The following is a 23,136-nucleotide window of genomic DNA, read 5'->3' as shown; positions in this document are numbered from 1 at the left end:
CGGACCCGCACAGGGATATGCGCGCCCGAACTCAGGCTGCGCAATCAACCGCCACAGCGAGTCCCCTTGGCCAGCGCTTGCCCAAGGCGCGGGCCAGCGGCGAACGGTCGGGCCAGCGCGCTGCCCTCAACCGCCCCAGCCTACCGGTGGGCGGGCGGCCTTGTGTTGCAAACGGCGGGCGTGCAACACGGGCTCGGTATAGCCCGAAGGTTGGTTGCGCCCTTCGAACACCAGATCACAGGCGGCCAGAAACGCCGGTCCATCCAACGCCGGCGACATTGGCGTATAGGCCGCGTCGCCCGCATTCTGCCGGTCCACCACGGCGGCCATTTTCTTCATCGCTGCCATAACCTGGTCGCGCGACACAACCTCGTGGTGCAGCCAGTTGGCCAGCGCCTGCCCCGAAATCCGGCAGGTGGCGCGGTCTTCCATCAGGCCCACATCATGGATGTCGGGCACCTTTGAGCACCCGACGCCTTGATCGACCCAGCGCACCACATAGCCCAAGATGCCCTGCGCGTTATTCTCGACCTCGGCCATCAGATCAACCTCGGCCCAGTTGCGGCCAAGGGCAAGCGGCGGGGTCAGCAGCTCATCCAGAGTGGCGCGCGGACCGTTAGCCGCCAATGCATCGGCCAGTTCCGATTGCCGAGACTGTACATCGTAGCTGTGGTAATGCGTGGCATGCAGCGTCGCCGCCGTGGGGCTGGGCACCCAGGCGCAGGTAGCGCCCGCGCGCGGATGCGCGATCTTCTGCGCAAGCATGTCGGCCATCAGGTCGGGCATGGCCCACATGCCCTTGCCGATCTGCGCCCGGCCCCGCAGCCCGCAGGCCAGCCCGATATCGACATTGCGATCCTCATAGGCACTGATCCAGGCAGCCGATTTCATCTCGGATTTCGGCACCATCGGGCCTGCGTCCATGCTGGTGTGGATCTCGTCGCCGGTGCGGTCCAGGAAGCCCGTGTTGATGAAGGCCACCCGCGATTTCGCCGCGCGCAGACATTCCTTGAGGTTGGCCGAGGTGCGGCGTTCCTCGTCCATGATGCCCAGCTTCACGGTGTCGCGCGGCAGGGACAGCGCATCCTCGACCGCGCCGAAGACCGCATCTGCAAAGGCTACCTCGGCGGGGCCGTGCATCTTTGGCTTCACCACATAAACCGAGCCGGTGGTCGAGTTGCGTAGGGCGGTTGACGCATCCGCGCGCTGGAGATCATGCAGCGCGCAAAGCGTCGTCACCATGGCATCCAGAAGGCCCTCGGGCATCTCATCGCCGTTGCGGTCCAGCACGGCAGGCGTCGTCATCAGGTGGCCTACATTGCGTACCAGCATCAGCGCGCGGCCCTTCAGCACCAGAGTGCCGCCATCCGGACCAGTGAAGTGCAGGTCGGGGTTCAGGCGTCGGGTAATGTCTGTGCCGCCCTTGCGTACCACCTCTGTGAGGTCGCCACGCATCAGGCCCAGCCAATTGGCATAGGCGAGCGCCTTGTCGGGCCCATCCACAGCCGCGATGCTGTCTTCCAGATCCATGATGACCGACAGCGCCGATTCCAACCGGATGTCAGCGACATGCGCCGGGTCGCCCGCCCCAATGCGGTGGGCAGGGTCGATGTCGATGATGACATGCAGCCCGTTGTTGCGCAGTACAATCGCAGTGGGCCGGTGCGCGGGACCGTCATAGCCTACGAATTGCGCGGGGTCGCGCAGCGCGGGCTGCAAGGCACCATCGCTGACACGGTAGCCGGTCACATCTGCATGCCCGCCACGCGCCAGCGGCGCGGCTTCATCCAGAAACCCCTTGGCGCGGGCCACGACGCGCGCTCCACGCGCGGCGTCGAACCCGCCTGCGGGCGCCGGACCATCGCCCAGGGCATCCGTCCCGTAAAACGCATCATACAGAGATCCCCAACGCGCATTCGCAGCGTTCAACGCGTAGCGGGCATTGAGCACCGGCACCACCAGTTGCGGGCCCGGAATAGTGGCAATCTCGGGGTCGGTGCCAGCAGTTTCGATCTGGAAATCTGGCCCCTCGGGAACCAGATAGCCGATCTCGTTCAGGAATGCGCGGTAGGCCTGTGCGTCATGCGGGGTGCCGCGGCGCTGGAGATGCCAGTCGGAAATGGCGGTTTGCATCTCGGCGCGCTGCGCCAGAAGCGCACGATTGGTGGGGCCGAAACGGTCGATCAAACCCGCCAGCGCGGTCCAGAAGTGCTCCGCATCAACCCCGGTGCCGGGCAAGGCCTCCGTGTTGATGAACTTCGCCAAGTGGCGATCCACTGACAAGCCTGCATGTTCGACATAGTTGTTCATCCGCATCTCCACCCTTTGATCGCGTTATCCCGTCCCGTCCGGGACCCTTTTTTTGCCAAAGGCGCCGTCCGGCCCCTTCCCTGTGGTGCCGCGCAGCGCTTCGGGTCTGCCTCCTCGCCCGCCCGCAGCCCGCATACAACGGCATACGCAACAGACTTGCTTCTGGCAAATAGCGCCGCCCGCACGACAGATCAACCGTCCACCGACGGCACGACCGGGAAAACACCATGGTATGGCGCGAAAGGCAAGGTGCGCATCATCTGCGGCATCTGGCGGAGGCGGAGCGCGCTGCCCCGGCAAGCCCGCGACGCCTTGCGCCGCAATGCCTTCGCCGCGCGACGGCGTCCAATCATCAGCCGCAGGGCCGGGACTGGGCGAGGCACGCGCAGTGCCGACAGCCGAGGCGGCGTCGCGTGCAAGGGTCAGCCGCCAAGGGGCGGGCTACATACTGGCGCGATTATCGGCGCGGCCACTTGCCGCTCCTGTCGCGACCGGCCTCAGTGCCACCCGCCCTGCCCATCCCGACATCGCCCGCGCCAGCCCGCCCAGGCATGTCAGCCTGTTGTTTAGTGGCGTCACGCGATTCAGTCCCAGGCAGTGCCGCACCGCGCCCACGCCCGGCGCGGCATCGGTCGGAGCAATACCGCACCTCATCCCAGACCTTCTCCCATTTCTTGCGCCAACTGAATGGCAAGCCGCAAGTGGCGCAGGTCTTTTGCGGCAACTCGGATTTTCGTATCTGGCGGGGCATGGGCGGGTCCGGGGCGTATCTGGCGGCCTGTGCGGGTGTTGCACGACAAATGGCAGACATAGCGCAACGCGCCGGGTATCAACCGGTCATCACGTGCCGGGACTGAAAAGGTAGGGACAGGCACCCTTGCCACAGGTGCCGCCCCATCAGGTGCCGCGCGTGCAAGCCGTCGTCACCATGTTTTACATGTCCGAAGCAACCCCGCGTCAGACCACATCGAGGCCACGCCATTCCGGATCGGCCCAGATGTTCAGGTGCCTATTGCGCCGATTGGTCCTGCGTCACGGCGCCAGAGGGCGAGGCCGCGGCATCAGCGGGCCGCAAATCAGGTGGCATCGCATCCAGCGCCAAACTATCTACCAGATCTTGCATCACCATGGCCTGGTTCATGTTGGTCCCCAGACGACGGACCGACACCGTGCCCTCGGCCACTTCGCGCGCACCGATAGCCAGCATGACCGGCACCTTGCCCAACGAGTGTTCGCGCACCTTGTAGTTGATTTTTTCATTGCGCAAATCCAGTTCGGCCCGGACACCGGCGGCTTGAAGCGCCGCGCAAACCTGCGTGCAATACGCGTCAGCATCCGAAATGATCGAAGCCACGACCACCTGGCGCGGCGCCAGCCAGAACGGCAGCTTGCCCGCGAAGTTCTCGATCAACATACCGATGAAGCGCTCAAAACTACCCAGCACCGCGCGGTGCAGCATCACTGGCCGGTGTTTCGCGCCGTCCATGCCGATATAGGTTGCGCCCAGCCGTTCCGGCAGATTGGGGTCCACCTGCAGCGTGCCGCATTGCCAGTCGCGCCCGATGGCGTCGGTCAGCACGAATTCCAGCTTCGGGCCATAGAACGCGCCCTCGCCGGGGAACAGCTCATACTCATACCCTGCTGCGCGGCAGGCATTGCCCAGCGCGGCCTCGACCCGGTCCCAACTTTCATCGGAGCCAATGCGCTTTTCGGGCCGGGTGGACAGTTTGATGCGCCAGTTGTCAAAGCCAAGGTCGGCATAGACGCCCGACAGAAAGTCGATGAATTTCTTCGATTCCGCCTCGATCTGATCTTCGGTGCAGAAGATATGTGCATCGTCTTGGGTAAAGCCGCGCACCCGCATGATGCCATGCAGCGCGCCCGAGGGTTCATAGCGGTTGCAAGATCCGAATTCGGCCATGCGCAACGGCAGGTCGCGGTAGGATTTCAGCCCATGGTTATAGATTTGCACATGGCACGGGCAGTTCATCGGTTTCAGCGCGTTGATGGTCTTTTCGCGGGCGTGTTCCTCGTCAACCTCGACGATGAACATGTTCTCTTGATAATTGTCCCAGTGGCCCGAGTCTTCCCACAGCTTGCGGTTGACGACCTGCGGCGTGTTCACCTCGACATAGCCGTCGCGCATCTGCTGGCGGCGCATGTAATCTTGCAGCGTCGTGTAGATCTTCCAACCGTTGGGGTGCCAGAACACCTGTCCGGGCGCTTCCTCCTGCATGTGGAACAGGTCCATCTCGCGGCCCAGGCGGCGATGGTCGCGCTTCGCGGCCTCTTCCAGCATGTGCAGATGCGCCTTGAGGTCATCGCGGTTGCGGAAGGCCACGCCATAGATGCGTTGCAACATGGGCCGCGTGCTGTCACCCAGCCAGTAGGCTCCCGCGACATTCATCAGCTTGAACGCATCGGCAGGCACCTGACCGGTATGTTGCAGATGCGGGCCGCGGCAAAGGTCCTGCCAGTCCCCGTGCCAATACATGCGCAAGGGCTCGCCTTCCGGGATACGGTCGATCAGTTCCAGTTTGAACGGCTCTCCAGCGGCCTTGTAGTGTTCGATGGCGCGGGCGCGGTCCCAGACCTCGGTGCGTACGGGATCGCGGGCGTTAATGATCGCTTTCATCCGCGCCTCGATCTCACCCAGATCCTCGGGCGTGAACGGCTCGGCCCGGTCGAAATCATAGAACCAGCCGTGGTCACGGACCGGGCCGATGGTGACCTTCACATCGGGCCAGATTTCTTGCACCGCGCGTGCCATGATATGCGCCAGATCGTGGCGGATCAGTTCCAGCGCGGGGGCGTCATCTTGCATGGTATGAATGGCAATGCTGGCGTCAGCGTTGATCGGCCATTGCAGATCATGGTGCGCGCCGTTCACCGTGGCTGAAATCGCCTTTTTCGTCAACGACTTTGACAGGCTTTCGGCCACCTGAGCAGGCGTTGTGCCCGCATCATAGCTGCGCGCATTGCCATCGGGAAAAGTCAGGGTGATCTGGGCCATCGTGGGCATCCTCGTCGTTTTGGCGCCTACGGGTGCGCCCGGTTGCGGGTTTATTTCAAAGGCGTGATGACGCAAAATTGCAGGCAATGTCAAGCGCCCAGAAGGCCTTGTCGGGCAACAGGGGTAACGACACAAGACCGGCGCGCGCGCCCACGCGCCCTGTCACCCGCGCGACGGATCGGTTATGGTCTGGCAATAGCGCCACAGGGGTAAACCCGGGCGCACACCCGCCCCGAGAGGAGTTTCGCAATGTCCGACCATCCGCCCCCCCCGCAACGCTTGGAAACGCCTGATGGTCGCCAGATCGCCTACCACAAACTCCCCGCCACGCCAGACCAGAGCACCCGCCCCGGCGTGATCTTTCTAGGTGGGTTCAGGTCCGACATGAACGGCTCCAAGGCGCTGCATCTGGAGGAATGGGCGCGCAAGCACGGCCGCGCCTTCCTGCGGTTCGATTATTCTGGTCACGGCCAGTCCTCCGGCACCTTCGAGGAGGGGGCGATCGGCGACTGGTTTGCTGACGCCCGCGCGGTGCTGAGCGCGCTCACTGCGGGGCCACAGATCCTCGTCGGTTCGTCCATGGGCGGCTGGATCGCGCTTCTACTGGCACGCAGCCTGCCGGACCGCGTGGCGGGGCTGATCGGCATCGCTGCCGCGCCCGATTTCACTGAAGACAGCATGTGGGCGACGTTCACCACGCCCCAGCGCGCGTCCCTGATGGCCGACGGGCAGATCGCCCTGCCTTCGGACTATTCCGAGACGCCCTACATCATCACCCGCCGCCTGATCGAGGATGGGCGCGACCATCTGGTGCTGCGCACCGCCCTGCCGCTGCCTTTCCCTGTGCGCCTGCTGCAAGGCACTGCGGACACCGATGTGGTGCCTGCGGCCGCACTGCGGCTGCTGGATCACGCAGCCGGGCCAGACATCCGCCTTACGCTGGTGCAAGGCGCCGACCACCGCTTTTCAGACCCGGCCTGCCTGTTGCTCATTACAGAGACGATAGAGTCGGTCTGACACCGCAAAAGCAGCCTGCTGGGCAGGATGCCAAAGAGCGTTAAGGCCGGTTCATATGCGTCTGGGGCGGGCCCGACGCTTGGGCGTCACAACATGTATCCTTTTCGAGGACTGCCCCCTGTCGGTGCGTTGGGCGTACAGATTGCAGGGCGACCGCTGAAATCGCGCCGCGGGGATGCGGCGCCACCGGCCCTTGTGATCCAACCCCGTGCAATCTTTACCCGTGCTGTCCCCACTGACACAGGCGGGCGCATCCGCGCTTGCGCTTGACAATTCCGCCGGTTCAAGGCACCACCGAACACGTTGGTGCCTGCGCGAGCAGGTGAAAAGGGAATGTGCAGTCTCCGACCCAGGCGATGCGCACAGCCGCCCCCGCGACCGTAACCGGAAAGGTTGCCCGCAGCCACTGGTCCGACCGGACTGGGAAGGCAGGACAGCCGCAGGCCAGCTCCCCCATCAAGGGCAGCCCGCCGAAATCCGCAAGCCGGGAGACCTGCCAACAGGATTGGACGAAACCGGACGGGGTGTTCTGGTGTCGGGATGTGCGCCCGCGCCCCTGATTGCAGGGATCGGACCCTACCCCGCCACCCTGCCCGCGCCCGAATGCACGAAGGGTGAAGCCGATGGACGATCTAGCGCAAAAGCCGGGTGTTGGCGCCCCTTTCGGGACCGCCGTGCCGCTGCCCGAAACAGACCTTATGGTCTGCGTCAAATGCCGCAGCGGACAGGAGGTGCCACAAGATGCCCGCCGCCCCGGCCAGTTGTTGTTCGACGATCTGGCAGCGCGCGATCTGGGCTTGGGGATCCGGCTGCATGCGGTCGAATGTTTGCAAAACTGCGACGCGGGTTGCACCATCGCGCTGCGCGGCGGCGAACGCTGGTCCTATGTCTTTGGCAATGTCGATGCCAACACGCAGGCCGATATGGTCGTGGACGGCGCGCGACGCTACCACGCCACCGCTGACGGCCTAATCCCGTGGCGCGAGCGGCCCGAGCATTTCAAGCGCAATTGTGTCGCCCGCCTGCCGCCGGTCTTTACAGCCCCACCCGCTGCCCCATCTGTCAATTCGGCCCCACGCCCTGCAACCAAGGATATCGCCCATGACTGACGCAACCGCCCCCAAACCCGCAGGCCCCACCCCCTCGGCCCTCGCCAAACTTCCGGTGACCGTCATCACTGGCTTCCTGGGATCTGGCAAGACAACGCTGGTCCGCCACCTGATGGCCAATCCCGGCGGGCGGCGCCTTGCCGTCGTGGTCAACGAATTCGGCGACGTCGGCGTGGATGGCGAGATCCTCAAGGGCTGCGCCATCCCCGACTGCCCGGCGGAAAACATCGTGGAGCTGGCCAACGGCTGCATTTGTTGCACCGTCGCCGACGATTTCATCCCCACGATTGAGGCGCTGATGGCCTTGACGCCCCGCCCCGATCACATCTTGATCGAAACCTCGGGCCTGGCGCTGCCGAAACCGTTGCTGAAGGCCTTCGACTGGCCTGATATCCGCTCACGCATCACAGTGGACGGTGTGATTGCCCTGGCGGATGCCGAAGCGGTGGCCGATGGTCGCTTCGCGCCCGATGTGGCCCGCGTGGATGCCCAGCGATTGGCTGACGACAGCCTCGACCATGAGACCCCTCTGTCCGAGGTGTTCGAGGATCAGATCGCCTGCGCCGACATCATCTTGCTGACCAAATGCGACCTTGCCGGACCGGACGGCGTGGCGCGCGCCCGCGCGCTGATCGCGGCGGAAACGCCCCGTCCGCTGCCGATGATCGAAGTGACCGAGGGCGCGGTGGACCCACGCATCATCCTCGGGCTTGGTGCCGCTGCCGAGGACGACCTTGCGGCGCGGCCCAGCCATCACGACGGGGCCGATGATGACCACGACCATGACGATTTTGAGAGCATCGTGGTGGATATCCCCGAACTGGCCGATCCCGCGCATCTGGTTGCTGCTATCGAAGGACTCGCGCGCGACCACAACATCCTGCGGGTCAAGGGCTACGCCAGCGTTGCGGGCAAGCCCATGCGCCTATTGGTACAGGCAGTCGGCGCGCGGGTGCGCCAGCAATTCGACCGCCCCTGGGGCGCGGGCGAAGCGCGGCGCGGCCGTCTGGTGGTCATCGCCGAGCATGACGATATCGACCCTGCGGCGATCCATGCCGCCCTGAAGAACATGGGGCAAAACGCTGTGGCGGACGCAATGTCGTAACCATAACGCCACATGCCGCCCCGGCGCAGGTTCTGCATCGAGGCGATCAGTAGGGTGGGCCGCGCCGGGCCGGTTCGGTATCCACCCGCGCCGCACCTACACCGCAACAGACATCCAACGGATTGCCACGCCCTTACCTAAACAGAAGGCTGAAACACCCCGAAACGCCCTCCGCCGAAAGCCCAGCCGAAAGCCCGCAATGCACGTCATCTTTCGCGAAAGCCACGGCCTCGATCAGGCCGATACACCGACCGACCTGGGCCAGACCCCGGCGGATCTGGTCGTGCTGTCGTTTTCCGACAGCGACCTTGGCGCTTTTGCTGCCGGGTGGCATGCGGGTGGCGGGGTGCAGGGGCGACTGCCAACGCTGCGGCTGGCCAATCTGGCGGCGCTGAAGCATCCGCTGTCGGTGGATACCTATGTCGATGCAACCCTCCGCGGGGCCAAGGGTGTCTTGATCCGGCTGATCGGCGGCGTGCCCTACTGGTCCTATGGGCTGCAGCAGGTCCGCGCGCAGGCTCAGGCGCGCGGCATTGCACTGGCCGTCCTGCCAGCCGACGGACGCGCCGACCCACGGCTCGATGCGATGTCCACCCTGCCGGTTTCCACCCTGCGCCGCCTGCAGGCGCTGTGTGACACAGGTGGGGCGATCGCAGCTCAGGCCGCACTGGCGCAGCTAGCGCTGGCGGCGGGCCTCTATGCCGGGCCGGTGCGGGGGGCGAAACACCTGCCCCCGGTGGGCGCATGGTCGCCAAATCATGACGTGGCCTGTCCGGTGCTGTTCCACCAACCTCAGGCCCTGCCAATTGCCCAACCCGAAGCGCGGCCTGCCGCCCGGCCCCGCATCGCCATTGTTTTCTACCGCAGCTATCTGGTGGCTGCCGATCTGGCCCCCGTCGCTGCGCTGCACACGGCCTTCATCGCACAAGGCTATGACGTGCTGACGCTTTTCGTGCCCTCGCTTAAAGAGCCGCAATCGGCAGGCTGGCTTCGCCGCCAACTGACAGGTTTTGCCCCCCGCGCCATCGTCAATGCCACGGCTTTCAGCGGCAAGGGGGATGACGGCACGTCGCCGCTCGATGGGCCCGGCGTCCCGGTATTTCAGGTGGCGCTGGCAACATCGGACCGCGCAGCCTGGGAGGCTGCGGCGCGCGGCCTGTCGCCTGCCGATCTGGCCATGCACGTCGTGTTGCCCGAGGTGGATGGCCGTATCATGACGGGCGTTGCCTCGTTCAAGGAACCCGGTACCCGCGACCCGCATCTGCAATTCGCAAGACGAGCGCATCAGCCCGATCCCGCGCGCATCCGCGCTATCGTGGCCCGGGTGGACGGCTGGCTGCGGCTGGCGGCCAAACCCGTGTCCCGCCGACGCGTGGCGCTGATCCTGTCCACCTATCCGGGGCGCGACTGGAACATGGGCCATGCGGTGGGCCTCGACGCCCCCGCCTCGGCCCGCGCGATCTTGGAAGATCTGCACGGCGCAGGGTATGACGTCGGGGAAACCTCCGGCGCGCGCGCGGGTGCTGGGACGGGTAAAGTCCGAGCCGCATCAAGCGTGCAAGTCACAGACCAGAGTACGGTGTCCGGGCGCGCCGATATCCCCGAAGGTGGTATTATGGACGGCGGCGAAGCGGAAGGTCGCAGCGTTGACAACAGGAGCACCAAGGCCCGTTCTGCGGACGCAAACGTTGCAGGCGCAGCAACCGACAATTCGGCGACGGCGGGTCAGAGCTGGGCCCTTGTCGGCCCTGAGGCGCTGCGCGGCGCCCAAGCCAAACATGGCGTCAACTGCGCTGCGGGCGGCGCGGCACATTACACTCACCAAGCCGCGCGTGCTGCGGCACCCGCTGCCGCGCTGCACGCGCCTAGAAACCCGACCGTCAGCGCGAACGGTCTTGCACAAGACGATGCCGCACCCCAAGATGCGCGCGACAGCAAGGCCATCCCGCGCCCCGATCTGACGCGCACCCTGCAAAGCCAGACCCTGCGCTGGCCGCTGACCGCCTACCGCGCCGCGTTGGCCCGTCTACCCCAATCCCTGCGCGACGACCTGACAGCGGCATGGGGTTCAGCCGAAGCAGACCCCAACTGCCGCGCGGGCGCGTTCCACTTCAGCGCCGTGCAGACCGGCCAGACATTGATCGCGCTGCAACCCGAACGCGGCACGCCGCGGACCCGCGGAGACGATTATCACGACCTTTCGCGCACCCCACGCCACGCCTACGTGGCCTTCTACCTTTGGCTCCAGACCAACGCCGACGCGATGGTGCATATCGGCGCGCATGGCACGCTGGAATGGCTGCCGGGCAAGTCCGTGGCCCTGTCAGATACCTGCTGGCCAGAGGTCCTGACTGGCCCCCTGCCCGTCATCTATCCGTTCATCGTCAATGACCCCGGCGAGGCCGCGCAAGCCAAGCGTCGGATCGGTGCAGTCACGCTGGGCCATATCCCGCCACCCTTGCGCGCCAGCCGTACGCCTGACAGGTTGGCACGGCTGGAGGCGCTTCTGGACGAATTCTCAACCGCCGACGGGCTGGACCCGAAACGCCGCGACCGTCTGCAAGGCGGCATCCGGGCCGAGGCGCAGGCGCTGGGGGTCGAGGGTGATCTGGGCCTCGATGACGCCACTTGCGCCGCTGAGGCGATCACGCGCATCGACCGCTTTGTCTGTGACGTGAAGGAAAGCCAATTCGGGGTGGGGCTGCATGTCTGGGGCCGTGATCCGGTGCAGACCATGGCCACCGGCGCCTTTGTTGCAAGCAGCGATGGCGGAGAAAGCCCATCGGTAGACGCAGGTGTCGGCGCGGCAAGTACCGGAAGCACGGGCACTGATCCCCAGGGCGCTGCAGGGAACGCTACGCGCCCCACTAGCCACGCGCCCCTCGACACCCGCAGCGCTGTGCGGGCCGAGCGTGCCGCGCTTTTGGACGCGCTGGACGGGCGGCGGATTGCGGCGGGGCCGTCAGGGTCGCCCTATCGTGGGCGCGTCGATGTGCTGCCAACCGGGCGCAACATGTTCACCACCGACCCGCGCGCCGTGCCCAGCCGGGCCGCCTATGCACAGGGGGTGAAGCTTGGTGCGGAATTGGTACGCCGCCATTTGCAAGACGAGGGCGACTGGCCAAGGGCGCTGATCGTTGACCTTTGGGGCTCGGCCACCATGCGCACGGCGGGTGAGGAATTTGCGATGGCGCTGCACCTGATCGGCGTGCGCCCGGTCTGGGATGCAGGGTCCGAGCGTGTCTCGGGGATCGAGGTCATCCCGATCGCCGAACTGGATCACCCGCGCGTCGATGTGACTCTGCGCGTCTCGGGCCTGTTCCGCGACGTTTTCCCCTCGCTGTCGACGCTGTTCGCCACCGCCATCCGGGCGCTGGCTGCACGCGATGAAGCGCCGGACTGGAACCCCTTTGTAGGCCTTGGCAGTTCGCCAGATACGGAGTCAGGCGCCGCAGAACCCGATGCCGAGGGACTGGATGCGACTGGACCAGGTGCCCAAATGCCAGCGCCGAGGCTTCAACCTTCTAGCGACCAGAGCGATCGAGGTCCAAACGGCACCGCTGCGGGCAGTGCAACCACTGCCAACGCAGGGGCGGAAAGCGGCAGCGATACCAACACCGCCCCACGCGACCCTAATTTGTTCCGCGTCTACGGCCCGGCACCGGGCAGCTATGGGTTGGGCGCAGGGGCGGCGCTGGAAGATTACAGCGATGAGGGCCGCGCTGCGGCGGGGGCGGCATGGCTCAACGCGTCGGCCTTCGCACTGGAAGGTGACAGCGCCACCCGCGACGACGCAGGCATTCGCGCCCGCGTGGCGGCGGCGGACAGCTTTGTGCACCTGCAAGACCTGCCCGAAACCGACCTTCTGATGGCTGCCGATTATGCCACGCATGAGGCGGGCTTTGCCGCAGCGCAGGGAGTCGCGGGCGGACGGGCGCGGCTTTATCACATGGATACGACGCGCGCCGACACGCCCCGCGCCCGGGCGCTGAGCGAAGAAATCGCCCGTGTCGTGCAGGCCCGCGCCGCCAATCCCGACTGGATCGCGGGCATGCGCCCACATGGTTTCCGGGGAGCGGCCGAAATCGCCGCGACGCTGGAGCATATGGCGGCTTTCGCGCATCTGGCGGGTGTTGTCGGCCCGCATCTGTTCGACCTCTATCATGAGGCCACGCTGGGCTGCCCCACGACGCGCGCCTTTTTGCAAGACGTCAACCCCGCCGCCTGCCGCGCCATGCAAGATCGCTTTGCCGCGCTGTTGGAGGCTGGGCTGTGGCAGACCCGGCGGAACTCTATCCGCGCCGAAGTGGAAGCGATGGGCGATATCGAAGGGCCCGGGTTTCCGGAAACGGAGAGCGATCCAGGGGGGACATATAATCTGGAACGGCCCAGCGATGCGGAAACGGCGGGCGATCTGCAAGCGCCGGACGCGCCGGACACATCGCGCGATCTGGTTGGGGTGCCCGCTACGCAAGGCGGCACCTCGGACAGGCAAGGTGCGGGCGGGTCGCTCGCACCCAAGGGTGCCCGCGCATGAGCGCGCCGGTGGTCCAGGGCTGGTGCCCCGGCGCCTACCGCCCGATGCTGTCGGGCGACGGGTTGGTGGTGCGGGTGCGCCCGCGCCATGCCCGGTTGACACGCGCGCAGATGCTGGGCCTGTGCGATCTGGCCGGGCGCTATGGCAACGGCACGATGGACCTGACCAACCGCGCCAATCTGCAAATCCGCGGCGTGGCTGAGGGTGACCACCCAGCACTCATCGCTGGGCTATCCGCCCTGCGGCTGCTGGATGAAGACCCAGCCCTTGAGGGGCGGCGCAACATTCTTGTGCAGCCTTTCTGGGAGCCAGGCGACCTGACCGACCGGCTTACGCAGGCACTGCTGAACACCCTCGCTGCCCTTCCCGGCCTGCCTGCCAAGGTAGGTTTTGCGGTGGACACCGGACCTGTGCCCCTTTTGCAGGCTGACAGCGCCGATTTCCGGTTGGAGCGTGGGGCGGATGTCCTGATCTTGCGTGCCGCAGGCTGCACCCATGGCCGGGCGGTGACAGAAGCGGGCGCAATGCCCGCGCTGATCGAGTTGGCGCAGTGGTTCGACCGGCACCGCACGACTGCGCATCGCCGCATGGCCGACGTTGTCGCCAACCACCCGCTTCCCCCGGAATGGACGACCACCGCGCCGCTTTCAGCAGCGGCGGTTGCCGCAGCGGAGGTTGGTGCACATCCCAACGCAGCGGCGGACGAGGCGACGAGGGAACAGGCGATTGCCCCACGCGCCCCTGCGCAGTTGAACGCCCTGCAAGGCGCAGCACAGGCACCCGGCGCATCCACCGCCGAACAGATGCCAGATGTGGGCATGACGCCCCTTGGCCCGCTGGTCGGTGCCGCCTTTGGCCAGATAGACGCCACAGAACTGGCGCGGCATTTGCATGCCGATCAGCAGATTGTCGCCCTGCGTGTCACGCCCTGGCGGCTGTTCTTGCTGGAAGGGACCGCGCAGATGCCACAGGCCGCGCCGTTCATAACCACCCCCGCAGACCCGCTGCGCGGCATCGACGCCTGCCCCGGGGCGCCGTTCTGCCCGCAGGCAACCGTCGAGACCCGGCCCCTTGCCCGCGCGCTGGCGCACTTGCCTGCCGCCGAGATGCCGGGCGCAGGCATGCCCCCGGACGACCCAGCCACTGCATTGGATTTCGGTCAAGGCGAACGCCGTCAGGTCGATCAGTGTGGCGATCAAGCGCCTTCTCGCATGCGATCGAGCAGTCCTAGCGCGTTAATGCCGGGGCTGCATGTCTCTGGCTGCGCCAAGGGCTGCGCCCGGGCGCGAGCGGCGGGGTTGACGCTGGTGGGGCGCGATGGGCGCTTTGACCTTGTGGAAAACGGCCATGCATGGGATGCCGCCACCCAAACGGGACTGACAGCCGATGACCTTCTGAACCACAATCTGTTGCCCTGAGCCATGCCGAGCAAACCAACGCCACTTGCCTGCCCACCGTCTCATACGCACGCCCAACCGGAACACCACAAATGACCCATACCTACCAGACCGACGGCGCGGCGATCTACCGCCAGTCTTTCGCAACCATCCGGGCCGAGGCCGAACTGGCCCGTTTCACCCCCGATGACGAACCCATCGCCGTGCGGATGATCCATGCTGCGGGTATGGTAGAATTGGCACCCTACCTCCGCTTTTCAGAAGGCTTCAGCGCTGCGGCGCGCGCCGCACTTGCCGCAGGCGCACCGATCCTGTGCGATGCGCGCATGGTGAGCGAGGGCATCACCCGCGCCCGCCTGCCCGCCGATAACAGGGTCATCTGCACCCTGCATGAGGACAATGTGCGCGACCTTGCGGCGATGCTGGGCAACACCCGGTCGGCGGCAGCGTTGGAGCTGTGGCGCCCGCACCTGGCGGGGGCGGTGGTGGCAATCGGCAATGCACCGACCGCGCTGTTTCATCTGCTGAACATGCTGCAAGACCCCGCCTGCCCGCGCCCCGCCGCCATCATCGGTTGCCCGGTGGGGTTCGTGGGTGCCGTTGAAAGCAAGGATGCACTATGGGCAGATCAGCCGGTGCCGTGCTGCATCGTGCAGGGACGGCTGGGCGGCAGCGCAATCACTGTTGCCGCGCTCAACGCGCTTGCGAGCCGTGCCGAATGACCGCGCCTCAGGATGTCGCTGGCCCCCCGCCAGCCGTCAAGACGGCAACCGACACCAAGCCGACGGCCACGGCGCCCGGCACCATCTATGGGCTGGGCCTTGGCCCCGGCGCGGCTGATCTTCTGAGCGTGCGCGCAGACAGGTTGCTGCGCGGTGCGCGCCATGTGGCGTTCTTCCGCAAGGCGGGGCGCGCGGGGCAGGCACGGCGCATCGTGGCAGACATGCTGCCCGCGGGCGTGGTGGAATATGCCATGGAATACCCCGTTACCACCGAAATCCCGCTGAGTGATCCGCGATATAACGCGCTGCTGTCTGACTTCTACACCACCTGCACCGCGCATCTGCGCGGGTTGGCACAGGGCGGCGACGATGTGGTGGTGCTGTGCGAGGGGGATCCTTTCTTTTACGGCTCCTTCATGCACCTCTATTCCCGGCTGCGCGATGACGTGCCGGTGCAGGTGGTGCCCGGCATCACCGGCATGTCGGCGGCCTGGACCGCGACGGGTCTGCCGGTGACCTGGGGCGATGATGTGCTAAGCGTGCTGATGGGCACTCTGCCCGAGGATGTGCTGACCGAACACATGCGCCGCGCCGATGCGCTGGTGGTGATGAAGATCGGACGCAATATCGATAAGGTCCGCCGCGCGCTGCAGGCTGCGGGCCGCTATGACGCCGCATGGCTGGTGGAATATGCCGCGATGGCCGACCAGAATGTGGTGCCGCTGGCGCAGGCGGCGGGCCGGGTGACGCCCTATTTCTCGATCGTCATCGTGCATGGACAGGGGCGACGGCCGTGAACGGGACGCTGACCATCGCGGGGCTTGGCCCGGGCGCGGATGCCATGGTCACGCCGCAGGTAGCGGCAGCGCTGGCGCAGGCAACCGATGTCGTCGGCTATATCCCTTATGTGGCGCGCATCCCCACCCGTCCGGGCCTGACGCTGCATCCCAGCGACAACAGGGTCGAGGCTGACCGCGCCTGCCACGCGCTGGAAATGGCGCAGGCGGGGGCGCGGGTGGTCATCGTGTCCTCAGGCGATCCAGGCGTTTTCGCCATGGCCTCGGCGGTGTTCGAAGTGTTGGAGTCAGGGCCGGCCGAATGGCGGGCGCTGGATATCCAGGTGCTGCCGGGCATCACTGCGATGCTGGCTGCGGCGGCCCGGGCGGGCGCGCCACTTGGACATGATTTCTGCACCATCAACTTATCCGACAACCTGAAGCCCTGGGCGGTGATCGAAGCCCGGCTGCGGCTGGCGGCAGAGGCCGATTTCGCCATGGCTTTCTACAACCCAAGGTCGGCGTCGCGCCCCGAAGGCTTTGCCCGCACGCTGGAAGTGCTCAATGAGGCATGCGGCGACGCGCGCCCAGTGATCTTCGCGCGCGCGGTATCGACCCCGGCAGAAGTCATAAGCGTCATACCCCTGCCCGAATGCCGCCCCGAGATGGCCGACATGCGCACAATGGTCATCGTCGGATCGTCTGCCACGCGGATCATCGCGCGGCCAGGGCGCGCGCCATGGGTCTACACGCCGCGTTCGGTGACGCGATGAAATGGACGGGATGCCCCACGCGCGGGTCCGGCAGCGATGCAGGCGCCGGGCGCCTAATTCTGGCGCCACGCGGCGTGACCAGCGCCGCCACGGCCCGATCCGGGCGCATCAGCGCAAGCTGGAGGTGCTGCGCCCGATCACACCTAGAACTGCGGCGCTTCCCGATCCCCCAGCCATTCCAGAACGGCCTCGACGTCATAGACCTCGGTGCGGGCGGGCAGCGCGGGGCGGTCGATCATGATGACCGGCAGACCCAGTTCACGGGCCGCCGTGATCTTGGCCACAGCGCCCGCGCCACCGGCATTCTTCGACACTACCATCTCGATTCCATGGGCCTGCATCAGGGCCCGATCGCCTGCAATGGTGAACGGCCCCCGGTCCACGATGATATGATGGCGGGGAAAGGGCGGCGGCACTTCGGGCGGATCGACCAGCCGCAGCAAGTAGTCGTGCTGCGGATTGGGCGCGAACTCGGCCAGATGCATGCGCCCCACGGCCAGCATGACCCGGGCGGGCGGGCGGGCGAGGGCTGCCACCGCCCCTGCAATGTCGGGCACGCGGGTCCATTGGTCGCCCGGCGCGGGCATCCACGCCGGGCGGGTCAGCGCGATCAGCGGCACGCCTGCCTGCGCGCAGGCGGCCACGGCATGGCGGCTCATCTGCGCGGCGAAGGGATGCGTTGCATCCACCATATGGGTGATGCGATGGTCGCGCAGATAGGTTGCCAGCCCGTCGACGCCGCCAAACCCGCCCACCCGTCGTGGCAACGGCTGGCGCACTGGGCGCTGCACGCGACCCGCGAAAGAGATCGTGCCGGGGATTTGCAATTCGGCCAGACGGGCGCACAACGCCGTTGCCCCGGTCGTGCCGCCAAGGATCAGGAGGTTCTGCACAATGGTTGATGTCGCGTCGCCCATGTTCCGCCCCTCGTTGCTGGGTTTCATCGCTTCCGCCATGATTGCACCGGGGGGCCTTCGGGCTGCAAGCAGTTGCGCGCCATCAGACGCGAAAATCTTGCCGGGGCGGCGTCCCATCGGTCAGGTCGCAAAACCAACAGCCCGACGATCACGCTACAGCTCTGGCGTCATGCCGCGCCGCTTTGCAAAGGCACGGAAGGCTATCAGCGGTCCGGATTCGAACAGACAAGGTGTCGTGGCACCCGCACGCCGCTTGACGCCTATGCGTGCCGAAACCGGCATGGCAGCGGGCACGCGCTGCGGATCCTCTGCCAAAGGCAAACTTGAGGGCACAGCCCATGCGTGACACCTCCACCACCCCTTGGCTGACGATCCTCGGTCTGGGCGAGGACGGGCCTGACGGCCTGACGCCTGCAGGCTGCGCCGCGCTGGAACGCGCCGAGATCGTCATGGGTGCGTCGCGGCATCTGGCGCTGTTGCCAGCGGTATCCGCAGAACAGATCCGGTGGCCCGTCCCCTTTGCCGATGGCATTGCACCGCTTCTGGCCTTGCGCGGGCGGCGGGTGGTGGTCCTCGCGTCGGGCGATCCATTCTGGTTTGGCGCAGGGTCGGTGCTGGCGCGGCACCTCTCGCCCGGGGAATGGCACGCCTTGCCCGGCCCTGCGATCTTCACGCTGGTCGCAGCGCGCATGGGCTGGGCGCTGGAGGGGGTTGGGTGTTTCGGGCTGCATGCCGCACCCCTGACCCGGCTGCGCCCCGCGCTGCACCCGGGTGTGCGGCTGATCGCGCTTTTGCGTGACGGGGCGTCAGTGGACGATCTGGCAGCCTATCTGCATCAGGCGGGCTTTGGCGCATCCAGCGTGAGCGTGCTGGAAAGCGTCGGCGGCATGTCTGAGCGGCGCACAGATGTGACCGCAGATGCGCTGTGCGATGCGCCGCCCATCGCAGAGGAAAGCGCATCTGCCAGCGCCCTGCCCGGCGTTGCATCGGGCGCGATTCCACGGGGCGGCTTTCGCCACCCGGTCTGCGTGGCGGTGATGGTCGCGGGCTCAGGCGCGGTGCTGCCGTTGGCCCCGGGTCGGGCTGAGGATTGGTTTGACCATGACGGCCAGATCACCCGACGCCCGGTGCGCGCGCTGACCCTTTCGGCGCTGGCGCCGCGCGGGGCCGAACATTTGTGGGACATCGGATCAGGATCGGGCTCCATCGCGATTGAATGGTTGCTGGCAGGCCCACGCCTTGCTGCCACCAGCATAGAGCCGCGCGCTGACCGCGCCGCCACCATCCGTGCCAATGCCGACCGGCTGGGCATGGACCGGCTGGCAGTGGTCAACGGCCGCGCGCCGGACGCGCTGGAAGGGCTGATGCAGGCGGGTGCGCCCCGGCCCGATGCCGTCTTCATCGGCGGAGGGCTATCGGACGCGCTCTTGCACTGGCTGTGGCAGCACCTGCCCCCCGGTACCCGCGTGGTGGCAAATGCCGTCACCCTGGGGTCAGAGGCGCTGCTGATCGCGGCGCAGGCAGCCCGCGGCGGGGACTTGTTGCGGGTGGAACTGGCCCAGGCAGGCACCCTGGGACCCAAGGCCGCAGGGCATCGTGGCTGGAAGGCCGCCTATCCGATCGTGCAATGGAGTGTCACGCGATGATCGTGGCGGGTTTCGGGTTCCGCAAGGACGCCACGGTGGAAAGCCTGCATAGCGCGCTATCGCACGCGCTGGCGGCGTTGCGCCCTGACCCTGCATCAGGCCCGGATACTGCTACGGTACATGCCGACCGCACCAAAGATCTGACGACTTCGGAGCATGGTGCAGCGGATCGTGGGCCAAGAGATCGGGGCTCTCATGCGCTTCAGACGCAGCTTTCGGCGGAGCAATCGGCGGGTGAAAAGCGGGCGGCAGCTGGTCTACCGAGCGGCGTCAAACCGTCCGCCGACCACACAAGCGACCGCCCAACCGGGCACCCCACCGGCCCCGACCTGCTGGCAACCGCGCAGACCAAAGTCGGCAGTCCTGCCATGCAGGCCCTGGCCCGCCGGTTGCCACGCCCGCTGCATGGCGTCGCTGCGGACGTACTGGCCGCACAGGCCACCGCCACGTATTCCGCTGCTGCGCAGGCGGCATACGGCACCGGATCGGTGGCCGAAGCGGCGGCACTTGCCGCCGCAGGAAGCGGCGCACGCCTGCTGGCCCCGCGCGCCGTTTCAGGCGACCGCAAAGCCACTTGCGCGCTCGCGCTTGGGATTGGGCCAGCCCCCGATGCTATGGGCACGGGCGACGCGATACGGCACACCACCAACCCCGAAAGCACGACATGACCGTACATTTCATCGGCGCCGGACCCGGCGCGCCGGATCTTCTGACCCTGCGCGGGCGCGACCTGATCGCTTCCTGCCCGGTCTGCCTTTATGCGGGCTCGCTGGTGCCGCTGGCCGTGCTTGCCCACTGCCCCCCAGGCGCAAAGATCGTCAACACCGCGCCGATGGATCTGGATGCGATCATGGCAGAGATCGCCAGCGCCCATGCCACAGGTCAAGATGTGGCGCGGCTGCATTCGGGCGACTTGTCGGTCTGGTCGGCGATGGGCGAGCAATTGCGCCGCCTGCGCGCCATGGGCGTTCCCTTCACCGTTACCCCCGGCGTGCCGTCGTTTGCCGCCGCCGCCGCCGCGCTGGGGGCGGAACTGACGTTGCCGGGCCTCGCGCAATCGGTGGTGCTGACCCGCACGCCGGGACGCGCGTCGGCCATGCCGGAAGGTGAGAGCCTGCGGAACTTTGCCGCCACAGGTGCCACCCTGGCGCTGCATCTATCGATACAGAACCTCGACACAGTGGTGGCAGAACTGACGCCAGACTACGGCGCGGACTGCCCCGTCGCTGTGGTCTACCGCGCCAGTTGGCCCGACCAGCAGATCATCCGCGGCACGCTGGGCGACATAGCTGGCCGGGTCGGCCCGGGGATTGCACGCACTGCGCTGATCATCGTCGGGCGGGCGCTGGCGGGCGAAGGATTTGACGACAGCCGCCTTTACGCGGGCGATTACGACCGCCGCTATCGCCCCCAGGGAGCGGACAGCCCGTGGCAGGGCTGGATGCCAGAAGCCGAGGGCAGCACAGATGCAGCGCCCGCTGCGGCGGCTGACCGCGCAATATCTCCCGCCCCCATACACACGAACCGGCGCGGCAGCGCCTCAGGCGACGACGCAGGCAAAGACCCCCAGCCAGCCCCCGCAGTCAGCGGGGCTTCGCGCAAGGTGCCCCCCGCGCCTGGCACCACCACCGACCCCGGCCCACAAGCCAACACCAAGGCATTCCACAGCGATACCCGACCAGAAAGTGACCGCCCCGATGAATAGAATACCCGGCCTGATGATCTCGGCCCCTGCCTCGGGTACCGGAAAAACGACTGTGATGCTGGGCCTGTTGCGCGCGTTATCGGAGGACGGGCTGCGGGTGCAGCCGTTCAAATCTGGACCCGACTATATCGACCCGGCGTTTCACCTTGCAGCCTGCGGACGCCCTTCGTTCAACATTGACACCTGGGCGATGGGGGCGGACCTGTTGAGTGCCATCTCAGCACAGGCGCAAGGCGCCGATATCTGCGTGGCCGAGGGGTCGATGGGGCTGTTTGACGGTGTGGCGACCCGGGGCCGCTGCGGGTTTGGTAGCAGCGCCGAGACCGCGAAGGCCATGGGCTGGCCGGTAATCCTTGTCATCGACGTCAGCGGGCAGGCGCAATCGGCGGCGGCGACCGCGCTGGGATTCAAGACCTATATGCCGGACCTGACCATCGCGGGCGTCATCCTGAACCGCGTCGCCTCGCCCCGCCATGAAAGACTCACCCGGCTGGGCATGGAGCGCGCCGGGCTCAGCGTGCTTGGCGCCCTGCCCCGGCGCGGCGACCTGACGCTGCCCGAACGCCATCTGGGGCTGATCCAGGCGGTCGAGCATCCCGACCTCGACGCCGCAATCGATGGCTACGCAACCTTCTTGCGCGAGCATGTCGATCTGGCCGCAATCCGGGCTGCGGCAGCAGCGGTGGCAGGCGATGCACCTGCGGGCGGGCTGGACAATGGGACTACCGCTTCACCTGCGGTGCGGCGAACCTCTGCCCCCGCAAGCGCTGCCCCCGCGCTGCCCCGGCCGCCCGCGCAGCGCATTGCCTTGGCGCAAGATGCCGCGTTTTCCTTCACATATCCGCATGTACTGACCGGCTGGCGCGCAGCAGGAGCAGAGATTATCCCATTCTCACCGTTGGCGGATGAGGCGCCCGACGCCACCGCCGATATGGTCTGGCTGCCCGGCGGCTATCCGGAATTGCACGCAGGCCGCCTTGCCGCAGCTGCCACCTTCCGCGCCGCGCTGCGGCTTCATGCGCAGACCCGGCCGGTGCATGGCGAATGCGGCGGCTACATGGCCCTTGGCGCGGCGCTGATCGACAAGGCAGGCGTGGCGCATGAGATGGCGGGCCTTCTGGGTCTTGTCACCAGCTACGCGCAGCGCAAATTCCACCTGGGTTATCGCCGCGCAGTCCTGCGCAGCGCCCTGCCGGGTCATGCCACGGGCGCAGCCCTGCGCGGGCATGAATTCCATTACTCGACCATCCTGGAGCAACCAGACCCACCCCTTGCCGATGTGACCGATGCAGATGGCACGTCCGTGCCCGAAACCGGGTCACATCGGGGCCATGTCAGTGGCACCTTCTTTCACCTGATCGCCAGCGAGGGAGGTGACGCATGAGCGGATTTGTCAGCTTCGTGGGCTCCGGCCCCGGCGACCCGGAACTTCTGACGCTGAAGGCGGTTGACCGGCTGCGCCGCGCCGATGCGGTGCTGTTTGACGACCTGTCAGCCGGGCCGATCCTGAGCCATGCCCGCGCGGGCGCCGATCTGGTTGCGGTGGGCAAGCGCGCGGGGCGTCCGTCGCCAAAGCAGCACCATGTCAGCCGCCTGCTGGTGGATTACGCGCAGCTGGACCAGCGAGTGGTGCGGCTGAAATCGGGCGACGGCGGCATGTTCGGACGGTTGGAGGAAGAACTGATCGCGCTGCGCGACGCAGGCATCCCCTATGAGATCGTCCCCGGCGTGCCCTCGGCCTGCGCCGCCGCCGCCGCCGCAGGCATCCCGCTGACACGGCGGCTGACGGCGCGGCGGGTGCAGTTTGTAACCGGCCACGACGTCACAGGGCAATTGCCCGGCGACATGAACCTTGATGCGCTGGCCGATCCCACGGCCTGCACTGTGGTCTTCATGGGCAAACGTACCTTTCCCGCCCTGGTGGACCGGCTACGCGCACACGGCCTGCCCGGCGAAACGCCCGCCCTGCTGGCCGAGGCCATCAGCACACCGCATCAGCAGATCCGGCGTTTCACGATCGACACCCTTGCCCAGTATCTGGGCGGGGCCACCAGCGACCAGCCCGCGCTGATCCTTTACGGCGCACTGGCCGAGGCGTAGGCAGATGCC

The 23,136-nt window shown here is 66.8% G+C and carries 15 protein-coding genes, 2 pseudogenes and 1 riboswitch; of the genes and pseudogenes, 13 read left to right on the top strand and 4 right to left on the bottom strand.

Annotated elements, in window-relative coordinates; genetic code table 11:
• Positions 1 to 126: 126 nt before the first annotated feature.
• From H9529_RS01910 to thrS, 3 genes and pseudogenes are all read right to left on the bottom strand, one after another.
• Entirely contained in the window at positions 127 to 2,310 is a 2,184-nt protein-coding gene (locus H9529_RS01910; protein ID WP_092886302.1) for a malate synthase G, read from the bottom strand.
• A 613-nt stretch (positions 2,311 to 2,923) separates the two neighbouring features.
• Positions 2,924 to 3,061: pseudogene (locus H9529_RS21295) on the bottom strand (DUF2256 domain-containing protein); the annotation flags it as partial.
• Between the two features lie 258 nt (positions 3,062 to 3,319).
• The gene (gene thrS, locus H9529_RS01900; RefSeq protein WP_092885991.1) at positions 3,320 to 5,323 is read right to left on the bottom strand and encodes a threonine--tRNA ligase; all 2,004 of its coding nucleotides are present in this window, start codon (positions 5,321 to 5,323) and stop codon (positions 3,320 to 3,322) included.
• A gap of 249 nt (positions 5,324 to 5,572) precedes the next feature.
• On the opposite strand from thrS, the gene H9529_RS01895 reads away from it, so the two are divergent.
• From H9529_RS01895 to cobJ, 8 genes are all read left to right on the top strand, one after another.
• On the top strand, positions 5,573 to 6,340 hold the full coding sequence (locus tag H9529_RS01895) for an alpha/beta hydrolase (protein WP_092885989.1): 768 nt from the start codon (positions 5,573 to 5,575) through the stop codon (positions 6,338 to 6,340).
• A 287-nt stretch (positions 6,341 to 6,627) separates the two neighbouring features.
• A riboswitch (cobalamin riboswitch) is annotated at positions 6,628 to 6,855 on the top strand.
• A gap of 183 nt (positions 6,856 to 7,038) precedes the next feature.
• Positions 7,039 to 7,449: a DUF1636 family protein gene (locus tag H9529_RS01890; RefSeq protein ID WP_223814344.1), complete on the top strand. Its 411-nt coding sequence runs from the start codon at positions 7,039 to 7,041 to the stop codon at positions 7,447 to 7,449.
• Positions 7,442 to 8,554 carry a cobalamin biosynthesis protein CobW gene (cobW, locus tag H9529_RS01885; protein WP_092885987.1) on the top strand — a complete coding sequence of 371 codons (1,113 nt, stop codon included), beginning with the start codon at positions 7,442 to 7,444 and terminating at the stop codon, positions 8,552 to 8,554. Before H9529_RS01890 ends, cobW begins: the two co-directional genes overlap by 8 nt.
• Before the next feature lie 199 nt (positions 8,555 to 8,753).
• Positions 8,754 to 13,091 carry a cobaltochelatase subunit CobN gene (locus H9529_RS20570; protein WP_439822942.1) on the top strand — a complete coding sequence of 1,446 codons (4,338 nt, stop codon included), beginning with the start codon at positions 8,754 to 8,756 and terminating at the stop codon, positions 13,089 to 13,091.
• A complete protein-coding gene (locus H9529_RS01865) occupies positions 13,088 to 14,509 on the top strand; it encodes a hypothetical protein (RefSeq protein WP_092885985.1) in 1,422 nt (473 codons plus the stop codon). Before H9529_RS20570 ends, H9529_RS01865 begins: the two co-directional genes overlap by 4 nt.
• 71 nt (positions 14,510 to 14,580) lie before the next feature.
• The gene (locus H9529_RS01855; RefSeq protein ID WP_092885983.1) at positions 14,581 to 15,210 is read left to right on the top strand and encodes a precorrin-8X methylmutase; all 630 of its coding nucleotides are present in this window, start codon (positions 14,581 to 14,583) and stop codon (positions 15,208 to 15,210) included.
• Positions 15,207 to 16,007 carry a precorrin-2 C(20)-methyltransferase gene (gene cobI, locus H9529_RS01850; protein ID WP_092885981.1) on the top strand — a complete coding sequence of 267 codons (801 nt, stop codon included), beginning with the start codon at positions 15,207 to 15,209 and terminating at the stop codon, positions 16,005 to 16,007. The genes H9529_RS01855 and cobI overlap by 4 nt, the downstream gene beginning before the upstream one ends.
• Entirely contained in the window at positions 16,004 to 16,759 is a 756-nt protein-coding gene (gene cobJ, locus H9529_RS01845) for a precorrin-3B C(17)-methyltransferase (protein ID WP_092885979.1), read from the top strand. The genes cobI and cobJ overlap by 4 nt, the downstream gene beginning before the upstream one ends.
• 143 nt (positions 16,760 to 16,902) lie before the next feature.
• Here cobJ and H9529_RS01840 read toward each other — a convergent pair whose 3' ends face one another.
• The gene (locus tag H9529_RS01840; RefSeq protein ID WP_397544883.1) at positions 16,903 to 17,703 is read right to left on the bottom strand and encodes a cobalt-precorrin-6A reductase; all 801 of its coding nucleotides are present in this window, start codon (positions 17,701 to 17,703) and stop codon (positions 16,903 to 16,905) included.
• Between the two features lie 311 nt (positions 17,704 to 18,014).
• Between H9529_RS01840 and cbiE the strand changes: the two genes are divergently transcribed.
• The 5 genes and pseudogenes from cbiE to cobA all read left to right on the top strand — a co-directional run bounded on the left by cbiE (position 18,015) and on the right by cobA (position 23,127).
• Positions 18,015 to 19,322 (top strand): precorrin-6y C5,15-methyltransferase (decarboxylating) subunit CbiE, encoded by a 1,308-nt coding sequence (gene cbiE / locus H9529_RS01835; protein WP_092885977.1) that lies wholly within the window; start codon positions 18,015 to 18,017, stop codon positions 19,320 to 19,322.
• Positions 19,319 to 19,990, top strand: a complete 672-nt coding sequence (locus tag H9529_RS21210; RefSeq protein ID WP_092885975.1) for a cobalamin biosynthesis protein — start codon at positions 19,319 to 19,321, stop codon at positions 19,988 to 19,990. Before cbiE ends, H9529_RS21210 begins: the two co-directional genes overlap by 4 nt.
• Positions 19,987 to 20,763, top strand: a pseudogene (gene cobM, locus H9529_RS01825) (precorrin-4 C(11)-methyltransferase); the annotation flags it as partial. The gene H9529_RS21210 and the pseudogene cobM, both read left to right, overlap by 4 nt.
• 256 nt (positions 20,764 to 21,019) lie before the next feature.
• Positions 21,020 to 22,411, top strand: a complete 1,392-nt coding sequence (locus tag H9529_RS01820; RefSeq protein WP_092885973.1) for a cobyrinate a,c-diamide synthase — start codon at positions 21,020 to 21,022, stop codon at positions 22,409 to 22,411.
• Positions 22,408 to 23,127: a uroporphyrinogen-III C-methyltransferase gene (gene cobA, locus H9529_RS01815; protein ID WP_092885971.1), complete on the top strand. Its 720-nt coding sequence runs from the start codon at positions 22,408 to 22,410 to the stop codon at positions 23,125 to 23,127. The genes H9529_RS01820 and cobA overlap by 4 nt, the downstream gene beginning before the upstream one ends.
• Positions 23,128 to 23,136 lie beyond the last annotated feature (9 nt).

It is taken from the genome of Roseicitreum antarcticum (assembly GCF_014681765.1).
GTDB lineage: Bacteria > Pseudomonadota > Alphaproteobacteria > Rhodobacterales > Rhodobacteraceae > Roseicitreum > Roseicitreum antarcticum.
Note: the sequence above shows the minus strand (reverse complement) of the source record. Positions and strands in the feature narration are given on the sequence as shown.

What these genes read in the sequence shown, in the direction of transcription:
- H9529_RS01910 (WP_092886302.1), bottom strand. Translation starts at nt 2,310, where the DNA reads ATGAACAACTATGTCGAACATGCAGGCTTGTCAGTGGATCGCCACTTG.
- thrS (WP_092885991.1), bottom strand. Translation starts at nt 5,323, where the DNA reads ATGGCCCAGATCACCCTGACTTTTCCCGATGGCAATGCGCGCAGCTAT.
- H9529_RS01895 (WP_092885989.1), top strand. Translation starts at nt 5,573, where the DNA reads ATGTCCGACCATCCGCCCCCCCCGCAACGCTTGGAAACGCCTGATGGT.
- H9529_RS01890 (WP_223814344.1), top strand. Translation starts at nt 7,039, where the DNA reads ATGGTCTGCGTCAAATGCCGCAGCGGACAGGAGGTGCCACAAGATGCC.
- cobW (WP_092885987.1), top strand. Translation starts at nt 7,442, where the DNA reads ATGACTGACGCAACCGCCCCCAAACCCGCAGGCCCCACCCCCTCGGCC.
- H9529_RS20570 (WP_439822942.1), top strand. Translation starts at nt 8,754, where the DNA reads ATGCACGTCATCTTTCGCGAAAGCCACGGCCTCGATCAGGCCGATACA.
- H9529_RS01865 (WP_092885985.1), top strand. Translation starts at nt 13,088, where the DNA reads ATGAGCGCGCCGGTGGTCCAGGGCTGGTGCCCCGGCGCCTACCGCCCG.
- H9529_RS01855 (WP_092885983.1), top strand. Translation starts at nt 14,581, where the DNA reads ATGACCCATACCTACCAGACCGACGGCGCGGCGATCTACCGCCAGTCT.
- cobI (WP_092885981.1), top strand. Translation starts at nt 15,207, where the DNA reads ATGACCGCGCCTCAGGATGTCGCTGGCCCCCCGCCAGCCGTCAAGACG.
- H9529_RS01840 (WP_397544883.1), bottom strand. Translation starts at nt 17,703, where the DNA reads ATGAAACCCAGCAACGAGGGGCGGAACATGGGCGACGCGACATCAACC.
- cbiE (WP_092885977.1), top strand. Translation starts at nt 18,015, where the DNA reads ATGCGTGACACCTCCACCACCCCTTGGCTGACGATCCTCGGTCTGGGC.
- H9529_RS21210 (WP_092885975.1), top strand. Translation starts at nt 19,319, where the DNA reads ATGATCGTGGCGGGTTTCGGGTTCCGCAAGGACGCCACGGTGGAAAGC.
- H9529_RS01820 (WP_092885973.1), top strand. Translation starts at nt 21,020, where the DNA reads ATGAATAGAATACCCGGCCTGATGATCTCGGCCCCTGCCTCGGGTACC.
- cobA (WP_092885971.1), top strand. Translation starts at nt 22,408, where the DNA reads ATGAGCGGATTTGTCAGCTTCGTGGGCTCCGGCCCCGGCGACCCGGAA.